Genomic DNA, 14658 nt, shown 5'->3' with positions numbered 1-14658 from the left:
ACGCGATGGTCAGCGGGGCATACCGCCCCGCCGGTTAGCCGTCGCTGCCGCCGGCAGGACCGCCCGGGCCGCCGCCCTGGGCCTTCTCCAGCTCGGCAACGCGGCGGTTGAGTTCCTCGAGCTGGGCCCGGGTCCGTGCCAGAACCTTGGCCTGGGCGTCGAACTCCTCGCGGGTCACCAGATCCAGCCGCGAGAAGCCGGCCTGCAGCGAGGCGCGGACGTTCTTCTCCACCTCGTCGTGGAACTCGCGCACGCCGGCCGGCAGGCTTGCCGTGAGCTTCTGCGCCAGTTCGTCGATGGTTTTCTGATCGATCATCGCCTTTCCAACCCTGTGGTCACGCACCGAAACCGTGCAGCGGCGCCGTTCTCGCCCCCGACTGGTGCAGGGGTCACCGGGCCGCCGGCCTGTTCCCCCCGGTGTGGCGCGGTTTCGCCGTCGCCCCGGGGCCCTGGCACGCCTCCTGCAACACCCCTGATGACCGCAGCCGCATCCACTCGCCGCTGCGGCTCCGTACAACGCGTACAACGAGGACGACGCTCATGAAATTGGTAACGGCAATCATCAAGCCTTTCAAGCTCGATGACGTCCGCGAAGCGCTCTCCGCCATCGGGGTCCAAGGTATCACGGTCACCGAGGTGAAGGGCTTCGGGCGTCAGAAGGGACACACCGAGCTCTACCGCGGTGCCGAGTACGTGGTCGACTTCCTGCCCAAGATGAAGCTGGAAATCGCCATCGACGACAGTCTAGTGGACCGCGCCTGTGACGCCATCCGCCAGGCCGCGAACAGCGGCAAGATCGGCGACGGCAAGATCTTCGTCTTCGACGTCGAGCAGGCCATCCGCATCCGCACCGGCGATACCGGCACGGACGCGCTGTAACCGGCCCGCCCCCACTCAACGCAGAGGACCTGAACCATGGAAGACGTAGTCGAACTTGCCTACGCCCTCGATACTTTCTACTTCCTGCTCTCGGGCGCACTGGTCATGTGGATGGCCGCCGGGTTCACCATGCTCGAGGCCGGGATGGTGCGCGCCAAGAACACCACGGAGATCCTGACCAAGAACATAGGGCTCTACTCCATCGCCGTGATCATGTACATGCTCATCGGCTGGAACCTGATGTACGAGAGTTCGGGCAGTCTGCTGCCCACCTTCAGCTTCCTGCTGCCTGCCAGCGAGCCGGTCACCGCCGAGATGGCGCGCAGCGGCGAGGCGACGGAGTCCTACTTCTCGGACTTCTTCTTCCAGGTGGTCTTCGTGGCCACGGCCATGTCCATCGTCTCGGGTGCCGTGGCCGAGCGGATGAAGCTCTGGTCCTTCCTGATCTTCGCCGTGGTGCTCACTGGCTTCATCTACCCGATCCAGGGGCTGTGGAGCTGGGGCGGCGGCTTCCTCGACCAGATGGGGTTCTCGGACTTCGCCGGCTCAGCCATCGTCCACATGGCGGGTGCCTCGGCAGCCCTGGCCGGTGTCCTGGTCCTGGGTGCGCGTAAGGGCAAGTACGGCCCCCGCGGCGAGGTGCGGGCCATCCCCGGCGCCAACCTGCCCCTGGCTACCCTGGGCACCTTCATCCTCTGGCTTGGCTGGTTCGGGTTCAACGGCGGCTCGGAGCTGTCGGTCTCGTCGGCGGGTGCGGCCAACGCGGTGGCGACGATCTTCATGAACACCAACCTGGCCGCCGCCGGCGGTGTCGTCGCCGCCCTGCTCCTGGCCCGCGCCCTGTTTGGCAAGGCCGACCTGACCATGGCCCTCAACGGCGCCATCGCCGGTCTGGTCTCGATCACCGCCGGGCCGGACACTCCCTCGCCCCTGCTCGCCGCGATCATCGGCGGGGTCGGCGGCGTCCTGGTGGTCTTCTCCATCGTCGCCCTCGACAAGCTGAAGATCGACGACCCGGTGGGCGCGATCTCGGCCCACGGCACGGCCGGCATCTGGGGCATCCTGGCGGTGCTGCTCTCCAACCCGGACGCCACCTTCGGCGCCCAGATCGCCGGGATCCTGTCCATCTTCACCTTCGTCTTCCTGGCCAGCCTGGTGGTCTGGCTGATCCTGCGCTTCACCCTGGGCATCCGTGCCAAAGAGGAAGACGAGCAGAAGGGCATGGACGTGACCGAGTGCGGGATGGAGGCCTACCCGGACTTCACCGCCGGTCGCAAATAGGGCAACCGATCCTCTCCTCCTCTCCCGAACGGGAGACCTTGCGGGCGCTTCGGCGCCCGCTTTTCTTTGCTACGGGGGTAGACGGAACCGCTATCCTGTACGCTGCGTGCCAGCATCCAAGTCCCCGTTCCGAGGAGAAAACCATGCATTCCAAGTGGATCCCGTGGACCTGCGCCGTCGCCGCCGTGGCCGGCGCCTCGGTCGCCAGCGCCGCCGACCACCGGCCGATCACCCTCTCCAGCGTCCCGGTAATCGGCACCGACAACACCGAGCTCTTCGGCCACGCGGCCTATGAGTTCGGGCGCGAGGCTTCCGACGAACCTGCCCAGAACGCCGAGATCGGCACCGGCGACTACGACAACCTGCGCCTGGGCCCGTTGGGCTTCCGCTACGGGCTCACCGACGACTTCGAGTACGGCGCCTACTTCAGCTTCGTCAGCAACTCCGACGACGACGACAATGCCCCGGACGACTCCGGCCTGGAGGGGATCACCGGCTTCGCCAAGCTCCAGCTCAACCGGCACTTCGCCCTGGAACTCGGCGCCCGCGCCGGCGGGGCCGACGACGTGGCCCCCTACCCCAACGACGGCCTGGACTTCTACGTGAACCTGCCCATGCAGCGCGACCTGGGTCCGGGGCTGGTCTACGGCGAGTTGGGCTACACCATCCAGGATGAGGACGTCGGCGGCACCTACGCCAGCTGGGGCATTGGCTACGCCCACCCCCTGGATACCGGCACCAACCTCAACTTCGAGCTGCGCGGCGACGAGAACCCCACCGGTTCGAACCACATGGACCTGATTGTCGGCGCCGGGCTGCAGGTCGAGCAGATCCACCTGCGCCCCTACGTCGGTCTGGGGCTCTACGACGCCAGCCCCGATGTCTCCTTTGGCATCGGCGCCAGCCTGCCGCTTTAAGGCGTCGGCTTGGCCATCGAGCCCCGGCTGAGCATCCACGACCTGCGTTGTGCGGTGGCGGCCTGGCCCCGGCTGGCGGTGCCGGCCGGGGGCTGCGCCGCCCTCGCCGGCCTGTCCGGCTCGGGCAAGAGCCGGCTGCTGCGCGCCATCGCCGACCTCGACCCCAACCAGGGGGCGGTGCACCTGGACGGCACCCCGCGGGAGGCCTACACCGGGCATCAGTGGCGTCGACAGGTCATCTACCTGGCCGCCGACTGCGCCTGGTGGGCCGAGACGGTGGGCGAGCATCTGGTCACGGTCGAGGCGGAGACCCTGGCCGAGCTCGGCTTCGATGCCGACGTGGCGCGGTGGTCGGTGCGGCGGCTGTCCACCGGCGAGCGCAGCCGCCTGGGCCTGGCCCGGGCGGTGGCCCTGCAGCCACGGGTGCTGCTCCTCGATGAGCCCACCGCCAACCTGGATACGGCCACCACCGAGGCCGTGGAGCGGGTGATCGGTGAGCAGCGCCGGCGCGGGCTGGCCATCGTCTGGGTCACCCACGACCCGGAGCAGGTCCGCCGCCTGGACGCCCACCGCTTTACCATCCGCGACGGGATCGCCGAGGAGGGGGCGCCGTGACCCAGGAACTGATCCGCCTCGAACCGCTGGATCTGGTCATCGCCGGCGTCCTGGTGGTGGCCCTGGCCGGGTTCTCGTGGGCCGGGCGCCTGGGGGTGGAGCGCTCACTGCTGATCGCCGCAGCACGCACGGTGATTCAGCTACTGCTCGTCGGCCTGGTCCTGGAGACGCTCTTCGCCCACGCCACGCTCTACTGGGTGGCGCTGATGGGCGTGGTCATGCTGCTGGTCGCCGGCTATGAGGTGATGGCCCGGCAGAAGCGGCGCTTCGCCGGTTTCTGGGGTTTCGGCTTGGGCACGGCGGCGATGTTCCTGTCTTCGTTCAGCGTGGCGGTGCTGGCGCTGATCGCCCTGGTGCAGCCGCAGCCCTGGTATCAGCCGCAGTACGCTATCCCGCTGCTGGGCATGCTGCTGGGCAACACCATGAACGGCATCGCCCTGTCGGTGGACCGGCTGACCGACGGCGCCTGGCAGCAGCGCGACGTCATCGAGGCCCGGCTCGCGCTCGGGGAGCCGTGGGGCGTGGCAGTGGAACAGATCCGCCGCGACGCCATGCGCTCGGGGATGATCCCGATGATCAACGCCATGGCGGCGGCGGGGATCGTCAGCCTGCCCGGCATGATGACCGGTCAGATCCTGGCCGGGGCACCACCGATGGAGGCGGTGAAGTACCAGATCCTGATCATGTTCCTGATCACCGTCGGGACCGGCTTCGGCACCCTGGCAGCAGTCTGGTTCGCCGCCCGGCGGCTGTTCGACGAGCGCGAACGCTTGCGCCTGGACCGCCTGCGGTAGGCGCCCGCCGCCGGGCGCCTACCGCAGGGGCGGCGGGCCTACTTGAGCAGTTCCGGCACCGCCAGGGCGGCCCGGTGGATGTCGGCATTGTAGTAGCGAGTCTCGAAGGGCTTCTCCTCCGAGTCGGCCTCGCGGAAGTTGCGCGGGTCACCGCCGTTGACCATCAGCGTGGCGGACCACCAGCCCGAGGGGTAACTGGGCACCGGGAAGGTCAGCGTGTGCACGCCGTCGAAGCCGGCCTCGCCGGCGGCGCGGTGCAACGGGGCGATGACCGAATCGCGGTGGAGCAGCGGTGACTCGCTCTGCTGCACCACGATCCCCCCGGGCCCCAGGGCGCTGCGCACGTCGCTGAGGAACTCCCGCGTGAACAGGCCCGCCGCCGGACCGACCGGATCGGTACTGTCGACGATGACCACATCCAACGACTCGGGCTCGGCCTCGCGGATCCAGCGCAGGCCGTCGGTGAAGCGCAACTCGGCGCGCTCGTCGTCGTTGGCGACGCACAGGTCCGGGAAGTGGGTCTCGGCGACCCGGGTCACCCGCTCGTCGAGCTCCACCTGCAGGGCGTGCTCGACCCCGGGGTGGCGCAGCACCTCGCGCAGGATGCCGCAGTCACCGCCGCCGACAATGGCCACGCGCCGCGGCTCGCGGTGGGCGAAGAGCGCCGGGTGGGCCATCATCTCGTGGTACAGGAACTCGTCGCGCTCGGTGAGCATGACGCAGCCGTCGAGGACCAGCAGCCGCCCCCAACGCCGGGTCCGGTAGACCTCGATGTGCTGATACTCGCTCTGCTCCTCGTGGACCCTGTCATCGATGGCCAGGGAGAAGGCCACGCCCTCGTCCTCGACCGCTTCAGTAAACCATCCCTCGCGCATCGCGCCTCCGCCAGTGGGGTTGTTGTTCGGCTCCGCTCGCTGCGGATGCGCGAATGTTACCATCCCGGGGCAGTGTGGCGCGTTGCGCCGCAGTCTCTCCGCCACAGCCGCAGACGGGCCGATGAGCGACGACTGGAGCAACCGACCCGGCCGCGAGGTCTACAACGTCCCGCGCTGGAGCGAGGGGTACTTCGACATCTCGGCGGCGGGGCGGCTGCAGGTCCGCCCCCACCGCGGGCGTGGTCCGGCCGTTGATCTGCGCCGGATCGTCGCCGACCTGCCCGATCAGGGCGTATCACCGCCGGTGCTGATCCGCTTCCCGGCGATCCTGCGCGACCGCGTTGACGCCCTCTGCGCCGCCTTTGGCGAGGCGATGGCCGAGGCCGGCTACCGGGGCGCGTACCGGCCCGTCTACCCGGTCAAGGTCAATCAGCAACGCTCGGTGATCGAGGAGATTGTCGGCGACGGCGAGCGCGTCGGGCTGGAGGCCGGCAGTAAACCGGAGCTGATGGCGGTACTGGCACTGGCGCCCGCCGGAGGCACGGTGATCTGCAACGGCTACAAGGATCCGGAGTACGTCCGCCTGGCGCTGCGCGGACTGCAGCTGGGCCTGCAGGTCCACCTGGTCCTGGAGAAGCGCTCCGAGGCGCGGCTGATCATCCGCGAGGCGCGCCGGCTCGGCGTCGCGCCGCGGCTCGGTCTGCGCGTGCGCTTGGCCTCCATGGGGGCCGGCAAGTGGCAGAACACCGGCGGCGAGCGCTCCAAGTTCGGCCTGACCGCCGCCGACGCCCTGGCCGTGGTGGAGGAGCTGCACGAGGCCGCGCTCCTTGAGCACCTGGAGTTGCTCCACTTTCACCTGGGCTCACAGATCGCCAATGTCCACGACATCCGCGCCGGCCTCTCCGAGGGGGCGCGCTTCTACACCGAGTTGCGCCGCCTGGGGGCACCGGTAAACAAGGTGGATGTCGGCGGCGGCCTGGGGGTGGACTACGAGGGCACCCGCTCACGCGCGTTCTGCTCGATGAACTACAGCATCACCGAGTACGCCCACAACGTGGTGGCCGCCCTCAAAGCGGCCTGCGACGAGGCCGGGCTGCCCCACCCGACCCTGATCACCGAGAGCGGCCGCGCCATGACCGCCCACCACGCGGTGCTGGTCACGCCGGTGATCGATACCGACAGCCGCGAGGCCGACCCCCCGGAGCCACCCCCGGCGGACGCCCCCAAGGTGCTGCGCGAGCTCTACCGCACCCTGGAGGAACACGCCCAGCGGCCGGCCACCGAGGCGTACCACGACGCCTGCCACTACCTGCAGGAGGCACGGGGGCTTTACCTCCACGGCGTCCTCGACCTGCCCCAGCGGGCGTACGCCGAGCGCTGCTACCAGGCCATCGGCATGCGCCTGCGCGGCCGACTCAACCCGGGCCGCCCGCATCAGCGGGAGGTGCTCGACGCCCTCAACGAGGGGCTCGCCGACAAGCTGTTCGCCAATTTCTCGGTATTCCAGTCGATCCCCGACGTCTGGGCCATCGACCAGATCTTTCCCATCGTGCCGCTGTCCGGGCTGGACCGGCCAACCAGCCGGCGCGGTGTGGTCCAGGATCTGACCTGCGACTCCGACGGCACGGTCTCGCTCTACGTGGATGGCGATGGGGTAGAGGGCACCCTCCCGCTGCCCGAGCCGGAGCCCGGCGAGCCCCTCTGGCTGGGCATCTTCCTGGTCGGCGCCTACCAGGAGATCCTCGGCGACCGGCACAACCTCTTCGGCGCCACCGACTCCGTGAACGTGGAGGTGGACGAGCATGGCCACCGGTTCGTGACGGCCAGCCGCGGCGACAGCATCGGCGGCGTGCTGCGCTCGGTGGGCTTTGATGAGCGCGAGCTCAGCGGCGCCTACCGGCGCCGCATCGCCGCCGCTGACCTGGATGACGCGGCCCGCCGCGCCTGCCTGGCCGATCTGGAGGCCGGGCTGCTCGGCGGTACCTATCTGGAAGGCCCCTGAGCGCCGCGGCGCAGGGGCACGGACAAGGAGGCAACGGCATGAAGGCAGGGGTCATCGGTCTGGGCGCGATGGGCAGCGGCTTGGCGGCCAATCTGGCCCGAAGCGGACAGCTGGCGGCGGTGTGGAACCGTACCCGCGAGAAGGCCGAGGCCTTCGCCGGCGAGCACGGCGTGGCCCTGGCCGACGAGCCGGCCACGGTGGCCACCGCGGCGGACGTGACCTTTATCAGCGTCGACGCCGACGCCGACCTGCTGGAGGTCCTGGACGCTTTGGTGGACGCCCTGGAACCGGGCAAGGTAGTGGTCGACACCTCCACCGTGGCACCGGATACGGCACGACTCGCCGCCGAGCGCATCGCTCCGAGCGGTGCGGTGTTCCTCGACGCCCCGGTCTCCGGCGGGCCGGAGGGCGCCCGCCAGGGGACCATGGTGATGATGGTCGGCGGCGACACGGCGGTGCTCGAGCGCATCCACCCGGTGCTCGAGCCGATCTGCGGCGCCGCCCACGCCATGGGACCGGTCGGGGCCGGGCAGGCGACCAAGGCGGTGAATCAGATCATGGTCGCCGGCATCATGCAGGGGGTGGCCTCGGCCCTGGCCTACGGCAAGGGACAGGGGCTCGATCTGCAGCAGGTGATCGAGGTGCTCGGCGCCGGGGCGGCCAGCAACTGGCAGCTGCTGCAGCGCGGGCCGAACATGGTCGAGGACCGTTTCCCGCCGGGGTTCCGGCTGGCCCTGCACCGCAAGGATCTGGGCATCGTCCGCGACGTGCTGGCCGCCCAGGGCATCGAGCTGGATCTGATCGAGCGGACCCTGGCCGACTACGACCGCCTGATCGAGCAGGGGCACGGGGACGAGGACATCTCGGCGCTCTATCGGCTGCGCAGGGGCGACCTGGGCACCGACTGAGCGCCGGCCCCCGGGCGGCTTACCCCCGGGGGCCACAACCCCGGCGTTCAGCCGAGCGTGCGCAGGCGACGGCTGCTGCGCTCGCCCATCTCCGGCAGGCCGCGCAGCAGCAGCCAGAAGACCAGCGCCGGATAGGTCAGCAGGAGGCCAACCACGGCCCAGGCGATGCGCGGAACCGCCCGCTTCTCGATGACCACGATGGCGGCGAGGAAGCACAGCACGCCCAGGTAGTAGGCGGCCAGCACCACCTGCACCCAGGGGCTGAGGATCAGGGCCTCCAGCTCCGTGACCACCGCGGCCGGGTCGGCGAGCACATCGGCGGTGTAGAGCGTGTAGCCGAGAAAGCCCAGGCACGCAACGGTGGCGAGCAACAGGATGCTGCGCAACACAATCATGAAATCCCTCCTCCGGAAAAAGAACGGGGCACCCGACCCGCCGCCGAGAGCCCCGGCATCAGACCGCTCAACCCTGAAATCTGGACTCTGAACCCTGAAAACTAACCATCCTGCCGCAGCATCAGCGGCTGGATGTCGTTGTCCTCCATGCGCGTGCGCGCCTCTTCAAGCCGGTCGCTGTCGTCGAACGGGCCGACCCGGACCCGATGCCACTCCTCGCCTTCATCCAGCTCAACGGTGTGGATCTGCGCCGGCAGGCCCACCAGGGCCAGGGTGGCACGCATGCTCTCGGCGTCGTCGTGGCGCCGGAAGGAGCCGGCCTGCAGGAGGTAGCTGCGCCCCTCCTCGAAGGTCGCGGCCCGGGAGATCGCCTCCTCCTCTTCACCTTCGGTGCGACGTTCGTCGGCCCGGCCCAGATCCTCCTCGGGGACGGTGACCTCGTCCTGCATCAGCAGCTCGTAGAAGTCGTAGCTGCGCTCGTCCTCGTCCGCCGTGGGCGCCTCCTCCGGCTCGGGCTCGACCTCGGCAGCCGGGTCCACCGGGGCGGCGTCCTCCCGACCTTGCTGGTACTGCACGAACAGCAGCGCGACCGCCCCAAGCACTCCCCCGAGCAGCAGCCAAACGAAGCCGGGCACGGCGCGCCGCTCGGTCCGCCGCGCCTGGGCCCCACCGCCGCGGCTGCGGGCGGAAGCGCGTGACTTGCTGCGCGAGGGGCTCCGGGACTTCGTACTCCGCTGGGTCATAATCCGTCGCTACATGCTCTGCGGGGCGTCGACGCCAAGCAGCCCCAGTCCATTGGCCAGGATCTGCCGAGTGGCCTTCACCAGGGTCAGGCGTGCATCGCGCAGCGCTTCGTCGTCGATGATGAACGGCACCGCGTTGTAGTAGGTGTGGAAGGCGGCGGCGAGCTCCCGCAGGTACTGCGCCACTTGGTGCGGCTCACGGGAGAGGGCCGCCGACTCGATCACCTCCGGGTAGCGCCCGAGGAGATCGAGGAGGATGGCTTCGTGTTCGGCTTCAAGCCGCTCCAGCTCGGCCTGCTCGGGCGCGACGCGGCAGGCCAGACCGCGCTCCTCGAGCTGGCGGAAGACGCTGCAGATGCGTGCATGGGCGTACTGGCAGTAGTAGACCGGGTTGTCCGCCGACTCCGACTTGGCCAGATCCAGGTCGAAGTCCATGTGCTGCTCCGAGCGGCGCATAACGTAGAAGAAGCGCGCCGCATCCTTGCCCACCTCATCACGCAGCTCGCGCAGGGTGACGAACTCCCCCGAGCGGGTGGACATGGGCAGCTTCTCGCCGCCGCGATAGAGGATGGCGAACTGCACCAGGCGCACGTCGAGGCGCTCGGCATCCACCCCCAGGGCCTTCAGGGCGGCCTGGACGCGGGGCACGTAGCCGTGGTGATCGGCCCCCCAGACGTTGACCAGGGTATCGAAACCGCGCTCGATCTTATCCAGGTGGTAGGCGACATCGGCGGCGAAGTAGGTGGTCAGGCCGTTGTCCCGGCGCAGGACCCGGTCCTTGTCGTCGCCAAACGCCGAGGCCTGAAACCATAAGGCGCCGTCGGCGTGGTACGTGAAGCCGGCGGCGTCGAGCCGCGCCAGCGCGTGCTCGATGCGGCCCTGCTCGACCAGCTCGCGCTCGGAGAAGTAGCGGTGGTAGCGAACGCCGAAGGCGTCCAGATCGGCACGGATATCCCCCAGAATGGCCCCCAGGGCGAAGTCGAGGACGCGCCGGTACGCGGTCTCGCCGAGCAGCTCGCGGGCCCGGGCGACCAGGGCGTCCAGGTAGCCCTCCGGGTCGTCGGCCTCCGCCGGCAACCCGGCTGTCAGCTCGTCGGCGCCGCGAACGTGCACGCGACCGTCGGCCTCGAGCAGCTCGCCGGCGTGGGCGACGATGTACGCCCCCTGGTAGCCCTTGGCCGGGAAGGGTACGGGCTCGCCGGCGGCCTCCAGGTAGCGCAGCCACAGCGAGGCGGCCAGGATGTCCATCTGTCGGCCGGCGTCGTTAACGTAGTACTCGCGGTGGACGTCGTAGCCAGCAGCCTCGAGGACGCTGGCCAGGGCGTCGCCGAAGGCGGCACCGCGCCCGTGGCCGACGTGCAGCGGGCCGGTTGGGTTGGCCGAGACGAACTCGATGTGCACCCGGTGCCCCGCCCCCACGTCGGTGCGGCCGTACCCGGCCCCCTGGCGCAGGACCTCGCGGACGCTCTCCTGGCGCGCTGCGGCCGTGAGCGTGAAATTCAGGAAGCCGGGGCCGGCGACCTCCACGCCGGCGATCGACGGAGAGGCCGGCAGGCGGCTGCGGATGGTCTCGGCCAGATCCCGCGGCTTCTGCCGCGCGGCCTTGGCCAGCACCATGGCGGTGTTGGCGGCATAATCACCGTGGGCGCGGTCGCGGGCGCGCTCCACCTGCACCTCGGGCAGCTCGAGGTCCGCCGGCAGCTCGCCGGCCTCGCGCATGGCCTCCAGGGCCTGCGCCAGGAGACTGGCCACGTGTCGCTTCATGGAGGGTCTCCGCTCGGGTCAGGAAAAGCCCGGTATTATCCCGCCGCGCCGGGCAGAATGCCAAGCCGACGGAGCGGATTATTCACCGCCGGGTGTGACCAGTTCGAGAAATGGCACGCGGCGGTCGTGGGCCGGCACGCTCTCCGGGTCGTGGCTGATAATCAGCGCCGTCCGCTCGGCCAGCCACGGGGCCAGACGCCGGGCGACCTGGGTCGCGGTGGCATCGTCGAGGCCGCGGAAGGGTTCGTCGAGCAGGACCACCGGGGCGTCTACCAGCACCAAACGGGCCAGAGCCAGCCGCCGCGCCTCGCCGCCGGAGAGCCGCCCGCCGCCCTCGCCAATCCACTCGTCCAGCCCCCGCGGCGCGGCGCGCACCCGTTCCTCGAGGCCCGCGGTGTGCAGCGCCCGCCACATGCGCGCCTCGTCGGCGTGCGGATCGGCGATGCGCAGGTTGCCCGCAACGCTGTCGGCGAACAGCTCGGTGCGTTGGGTCAGGTAGGTGATGCGGGCGAAACGCTCCGCCTCAGGCAGCTGCGCAACCGGGACCCCGCCGAGGGTGACCGTGCCGCTCTCGGGACGGGTCAGGCCCGCCGCCAGATCGAGCAGCGTCGACTTGCCGCAACCGGACGGGCCGTGGATCACCACGGTCTCTCCGGGTGCCAGCGCCAGCGAGCAGTCCCGCAGGACCGGCGGCAGGTGCGCTTCGTGGCGGAACGTAACCCCCTCCAGCGCCAGCCCCAGGGCCTGGCGCGGCGGACCCTCTGACGGCGGCGCCGCCGTGTCGGGGGCAGCATCGGCGTGCTCGAGCAGGCGCCGTGCCGCAGCCCGCGTCCGCCCCAGGTGCTGCCACGCTCCGGGCAGCGTGGTGAGCGCTTCTCCAGCCGCGAGCGCGGCCAGCGCCACCAGCGCCAGCAGCGGACCACTGATGGTCCCGGCGTGATAGAGAGGGATGCCGGCGACCAGCGCGGCAAGGAGCGCGCCGTGGGCCAGCAGCCCCACCGCGCCCTCGCCGGCACCGGTCAGACGCGCCGCCCGGGACCGGGCGGCGGCCAGGCCATCGGCGGCGGCCATCAGTCGCTGCTCGTGGCGTGCCACCGCACCGCAGGCGCGCAGCTCGGCCAGACCCTGGACCGCGTCGACCCCGGCCCCGCGCAGGGCCGGCAGGTGCCGATCCACCGCCTCACCGTGAGGCGAGCCGCGCCGCCAGGCCCACAACGGCAGGACGAGACCGCCGGCGAGCAGTACCGCGCCCACCGCTAACCCGGCCGGACCGGCCAGGAGCACCAGCACGGTAACCGTGGCGGCGAGGGTGACCACTGCGGCCAGGCTCGGGCCGACAATGCGCAGGTAGAGGTTGTCCAGGGCCTCGACGTCCGCGGTCATGCGGTTGAGCAGGTCGCTGCGGCGCAGGCGCCCGACTTGGGCCAGGGGTAGCGGCGCCAGGGTGCGGAACAGCCAGCCACGCAGCCGCGCCAGGGTGCGCAGCACCGCATCGTGGTGGACCAGGCGCTCGAAGTAGCGCGAGATGGAGCGGGCCAGGGCAAAGAAGCGGATACCGGCACTCGGCCGGTAGATATCCAGGTAGGCGCCGGTCAGGCCGGCCACGGCGGTGGCGGTGATGAACCAACCGGACAGGCCCATCAGGCCGATGCTAGCCGCGAGGCTTACGATCAGCAGCAGCGTCCCGAGGACCAGCCGCCCGCGCTCCCGGCGCAGGTCGCGCAGGAAGGGCTTGAGTTCACGCACGGCGATCCTCCACGCAGCGACCAGCCTCGATGACCAGGTGTCGGTCGCCCCAGTCGTGGGTATCGCGGTCGTGGGCCACCATCAGCACCGTACGCCGGCCATCGGCCAGGCGGGCGACCGCCGCCAGCACCCGCTCGCGGCTGTCCGGGTCGAGCCCGGCGGTGGGTTCGTCGAGGAGTAGCAACGGTGCCCCGGAGAGCAGCGCCCGGGCCAGGGCCAACCGGCTGGCCTGGCCCCCGGAGAGCCCGTAGGCGTCCTCGCCCAGCGGCGTGTCGAGCCCCTCCGGGAGGGCGGCAATGACGCCTTCGAGGTCGGCGTGACGCAGCGCGGCCCACAGCCGCCGGTCGTCCGCTTCCGGATCGGCCAGCTGCAGGTTCTCGCGCACACTGCCGTGGAACAACCAGGGCCGCTGGCCCACCCAGGCCACCGCCCCGGCCGCGGGAACCGTCTCACCGACGGTCACCACGCCGCTATCGGGCTGGAGGAAACCGGCGGCCAGGTTCAGCAGGGTCGACTTGCCGGCCCCGCTGGGTCCGGAGATGACCACTCGCTCGCCCGCGGAGACGGTCAAATCGAGCCGGTCGAGGGCCGCGGCCTCCCCGCCCGGGAAGGTCACCGTGACCCGCTGGAAGGCGACCGGCAGCGGCTGCGGGACCGGCAGGCCGGTATCCGGATCGCGGCGCGCCGGCGCCGTCGCCGGCCCGGCCGCGCTCGCCGCTGTGGCCGGCAGCGGCTCATCGAGCAGCTGCAGGATCTCCGCCCCCGCCCCCACGGCGGCGGCCCGGTCGTGGTAGTGCTGGGCCAGCCGGCGCAGCGGGAAGAAAACCTCGGGGGCGAGGAGCAGGATGAACAGCCCGGCGAACAGCCCCAGCTCCGGGCCGGGGCCGAAGTGCAGGTAGCCGAGCAGGGAGAAACCGACGTAGATGGCCACCAGGGCGATGGAGATCGCCGCGATCAGCTCCAGCGCCGCCGAGGATAGAAAGGCCACGCGCAGGACCGACATGCTGCGCCGCCGGTACTCATCTGCGGCGGCCTCCACCGCCTCGGCGGCGGCGTCGGTGGCGCGGAAGATGCGCAGCGTGGCCAGGCCGCGAAGACGGTCGAGGAAGTGAGCGCTGATACGCGCCAGGCTCTGCTGCTGGCGCCGGGAAAGCCGCGCAGCCCCCATCCCCACCAGGGCCATGAACAGCGGGACCAGCGGCGCGGCGATGAGCAGCAGCAGGCCGGCGAGCGGATCCACGCCGGCGACGATGGCGATCAGGACCACCGGGACCGCCACTGCCAGAACCATCTGCGGCAGGTAATGGGCGTAGTAGCCCTCTAGCGCCTCGACCTGCTCCACCAGGGCGCTGGCCACGGCGCCGCTGTGGTGGCCCTGGAGGCGCACCGGCCCGAGGGCCGCCACATGCCGGTAGAGCCGGCGGCGCACCGCCGCGGTAATGCCCCAGGCCGCCCGGGCCCCGGCTGCGGCCCGGGCCCAGGTGGCCCCGGCCCGCAGGACAAAGACCACAGCCAGGGCCACGAGCGCCGGCCACAACCCGGCCAGGGGCGTGCCATGGATGACAGCCTGATCGATGACCCAGGCGATAAGCACCGCCTGGAGGATCACCAGCACCGTATCGGCCAGCCCCGCGGCCACGGTCGCCGCCATGGCACCGCGGGCCAGGCGGGCCTGGGCAAGCAGCCAGCCCCCGGCCTGGCGGGTACTGGCTGCGCGGTCAGGAGCCGGCTCGGTCACA

At 70.8% G+C, this 14658-nt stretch carries 14 protein-coding genes; 7 read left to right on the top strand and 7 right to left on the bottom strand.

The genetic code is table 11. From position 1 onward, the window contains the following. Window positions 1-34: 34 nt before the first annotated feature. Complete coding sequence (ubiK, locus tag LRA98_RS07330) at window positions 35-316, bottom strand: ubiquinone biosynthesis accessory factor UbiK (protein ID WP_201170300.1); 282 nt, start codon at window positions 314-316, stop codon at window positions 35-37. 224 nt (window positions 317-540) lie between these two features. Between ubiK and LRA98_RS07325 the strand changes: the two genes are divergently transcribed. The 5 genes from LRA98_RS07325 (at window position 541) to LRA98_RS07305 (ending at window position 4486) form a co-directional block, all read left to right on the top strand. Then, the gene (locus LRA98_RS07325) at window positions 541-879 is read left to right on the top strand and encodes a P-II family nitrogen regulator (protein ID WP_201170298.1); all 339 of its coding nucleotides are present in this window, start codon (window positions 541-543) and stop codon (window positions 877-879) included. 36 nt (window positions 880-915) lie between these two features. After that, the gene (locus LRA98_RS07320) at window positions 916-2160 is read left to right on the top strand and encodes an ammonium transporter (RefSeq protein ID WP_201170296.1); all 1245 of its coding nucleotides are present in this window, start codon (window positions 916-918) and stop codon (window positions 2158-2160) included. 143 nt (window positions 2161-2303) lie between these two features. Continuing rightward, window positions 2304-3077 (top strand): hypothetical protein, encoded by a 774-nt coding sequence (locus LRA98_RS07315; RefSeq protein ID WP_238633391.1) that lies wholly within the window; start codon window positions 2304-2306, stop codon window positions 3075-3077. 9 nt (window positions 3078-3086) lie between these two features. Then, on the top strand, window positions 3087-3692 hold the full coding sequence (locus LRA98_RS07310; protein WP_274519889.1) for an ABC transporter ATP-binding protein: 606 nt from the start codon (window positions 3087-3089) through the stop codon (window positions 3690-3692). Then, entirely contained in the window at window positions 3689-4486 is a 798-nt protein-coding gene (locus LRA98_RS07305; RefSeq protein WP_201170290.1) for an ABC transporter permease, read from the top strand. The genes LRA98_RS07310 and LRA98_RS07305 overlap by 4 nt, the downstream gene beginning before the upstream one ends. A gap of 38 nt (window positions 4487-4524) precedes the next feature. Here the strand turns inward: LRA98_RS07305 and speE are convergent, their stop codons facing one another. Next, a complete protein-coding gene (gene speE, locus LRA98_RS07300) occupies window positions 4525-5361 on the bottom strand; it encodes a polyamine aminopropyltransferase (RefSeq protein WP_238633390.1) in 837 nt (278 codons plus the stop codon). Window positions 5362-5482: 121 nt separating this feature from the next. Here speE and speA point away from each other — a divergent pair, with 121 nt between their 5' ends. Both speA and LRA98_RS07290 read left to right on the top strand, forming a co-directional pair. Continuing rightward, entirely contained in the window at window positions 5483-7363 is a 1881-nt protein-coding gene (speA, locus tag LRA98_RS07295; protein WP_238633389.1) for a biosynthetic arginine decarboxylase, read from the top strand. A gap of 38 nt (window positions 7364-7401) precedes the next feature. After that, entirely contained in the window at window positions 7402-8271 is an 870-nt protein-coding gene (locus LRA98_RS07290) for an NAD(P)-dependent oxidoreductase (RefSeq protein ID WP_238633388.1), read from the top strand. Window positions 8272-8318: 47 nt separating this feature from the next. Here the strand turns inward: LRA98_RS07290 and LRA98_RS07285 are convergent, their stop codons facing one another. From LRA98_RS07285 to cydD, 5 genes are all read right to left on the bottom strand, one after another. After that, window positions 8319-8666, bottom strand: coding sequence for a hypothetical protein (locus LRA98_RS07285; protein WP_201170283.1), 348 nt, complete (start codon window positions 8664-8666; stop codon window positions 8319-8321). A 101-nt stretch (window positions 8667-8767) separates the two neighbouring features. Further along, complete coding sequence (locus LRA98_RS07280; RefSeq protein WP_238633387.1) at window positions 8768-9301, bottom strand: SPOR domain-containing protein; 534 nt, start codon at window positions 9299-9301, stop codon at window positions 8768-8770. A 117-nt stretch (window positions 9302-9418) separates the two neighbouring features. Then, a complete protein-coding gene (gene argS / locus LRA98_RS07275) occupies window positions 9419-11173 on the bottom strand; it encodes an arginine--tRNA ligase (protein ID WP_238633386.1) in 1755 nt (584 codons plus the stop codon). Window positions 11174-11251: 78 nt separating this feature from the next. Continuing rightward, on the bottom strand, window positions 11252-12919 hold the full coding sequence (cydC, locus tag LRA98_RS07270; RefSeq protein WP_238633385.1) for a thiol reductant ABC exporter subunit CydC: 1668 nt from the start codon (window positions 12917-12919) through the stop codon (window positions 11252-11254). Next, window positions 12912-14657, bottom strand: a complete 1746-nt coding sequence (gene cydD / locus LRA98_RS07265; RefSeq protein WP_238633384.1) for a thiol reductant ABC exporter subunit CydD — start codon at window positions 14655-14657, stop codon at window positions 12912-12914. The genes cydC and cydD overlap by 8 nt, the downstream gene beginning before the upstream one ends. Between the last annotated feature and the right edge of the window lies 1 nt (window position 14658).

Origin of the sequence: Halorhodospira sp. M38, assembly GCF_022227985.1 — a bacterium.
GTDB lineage: Bacteria > Pseudomonadota > Gammaproteobacteria > Nitrococcales > Halorhodospiraceae > Halorhodospira > Halorhodospira halophila_A.
This window is presented reverse-complemented; position numbering and strand designations above follow the sequence as displayed.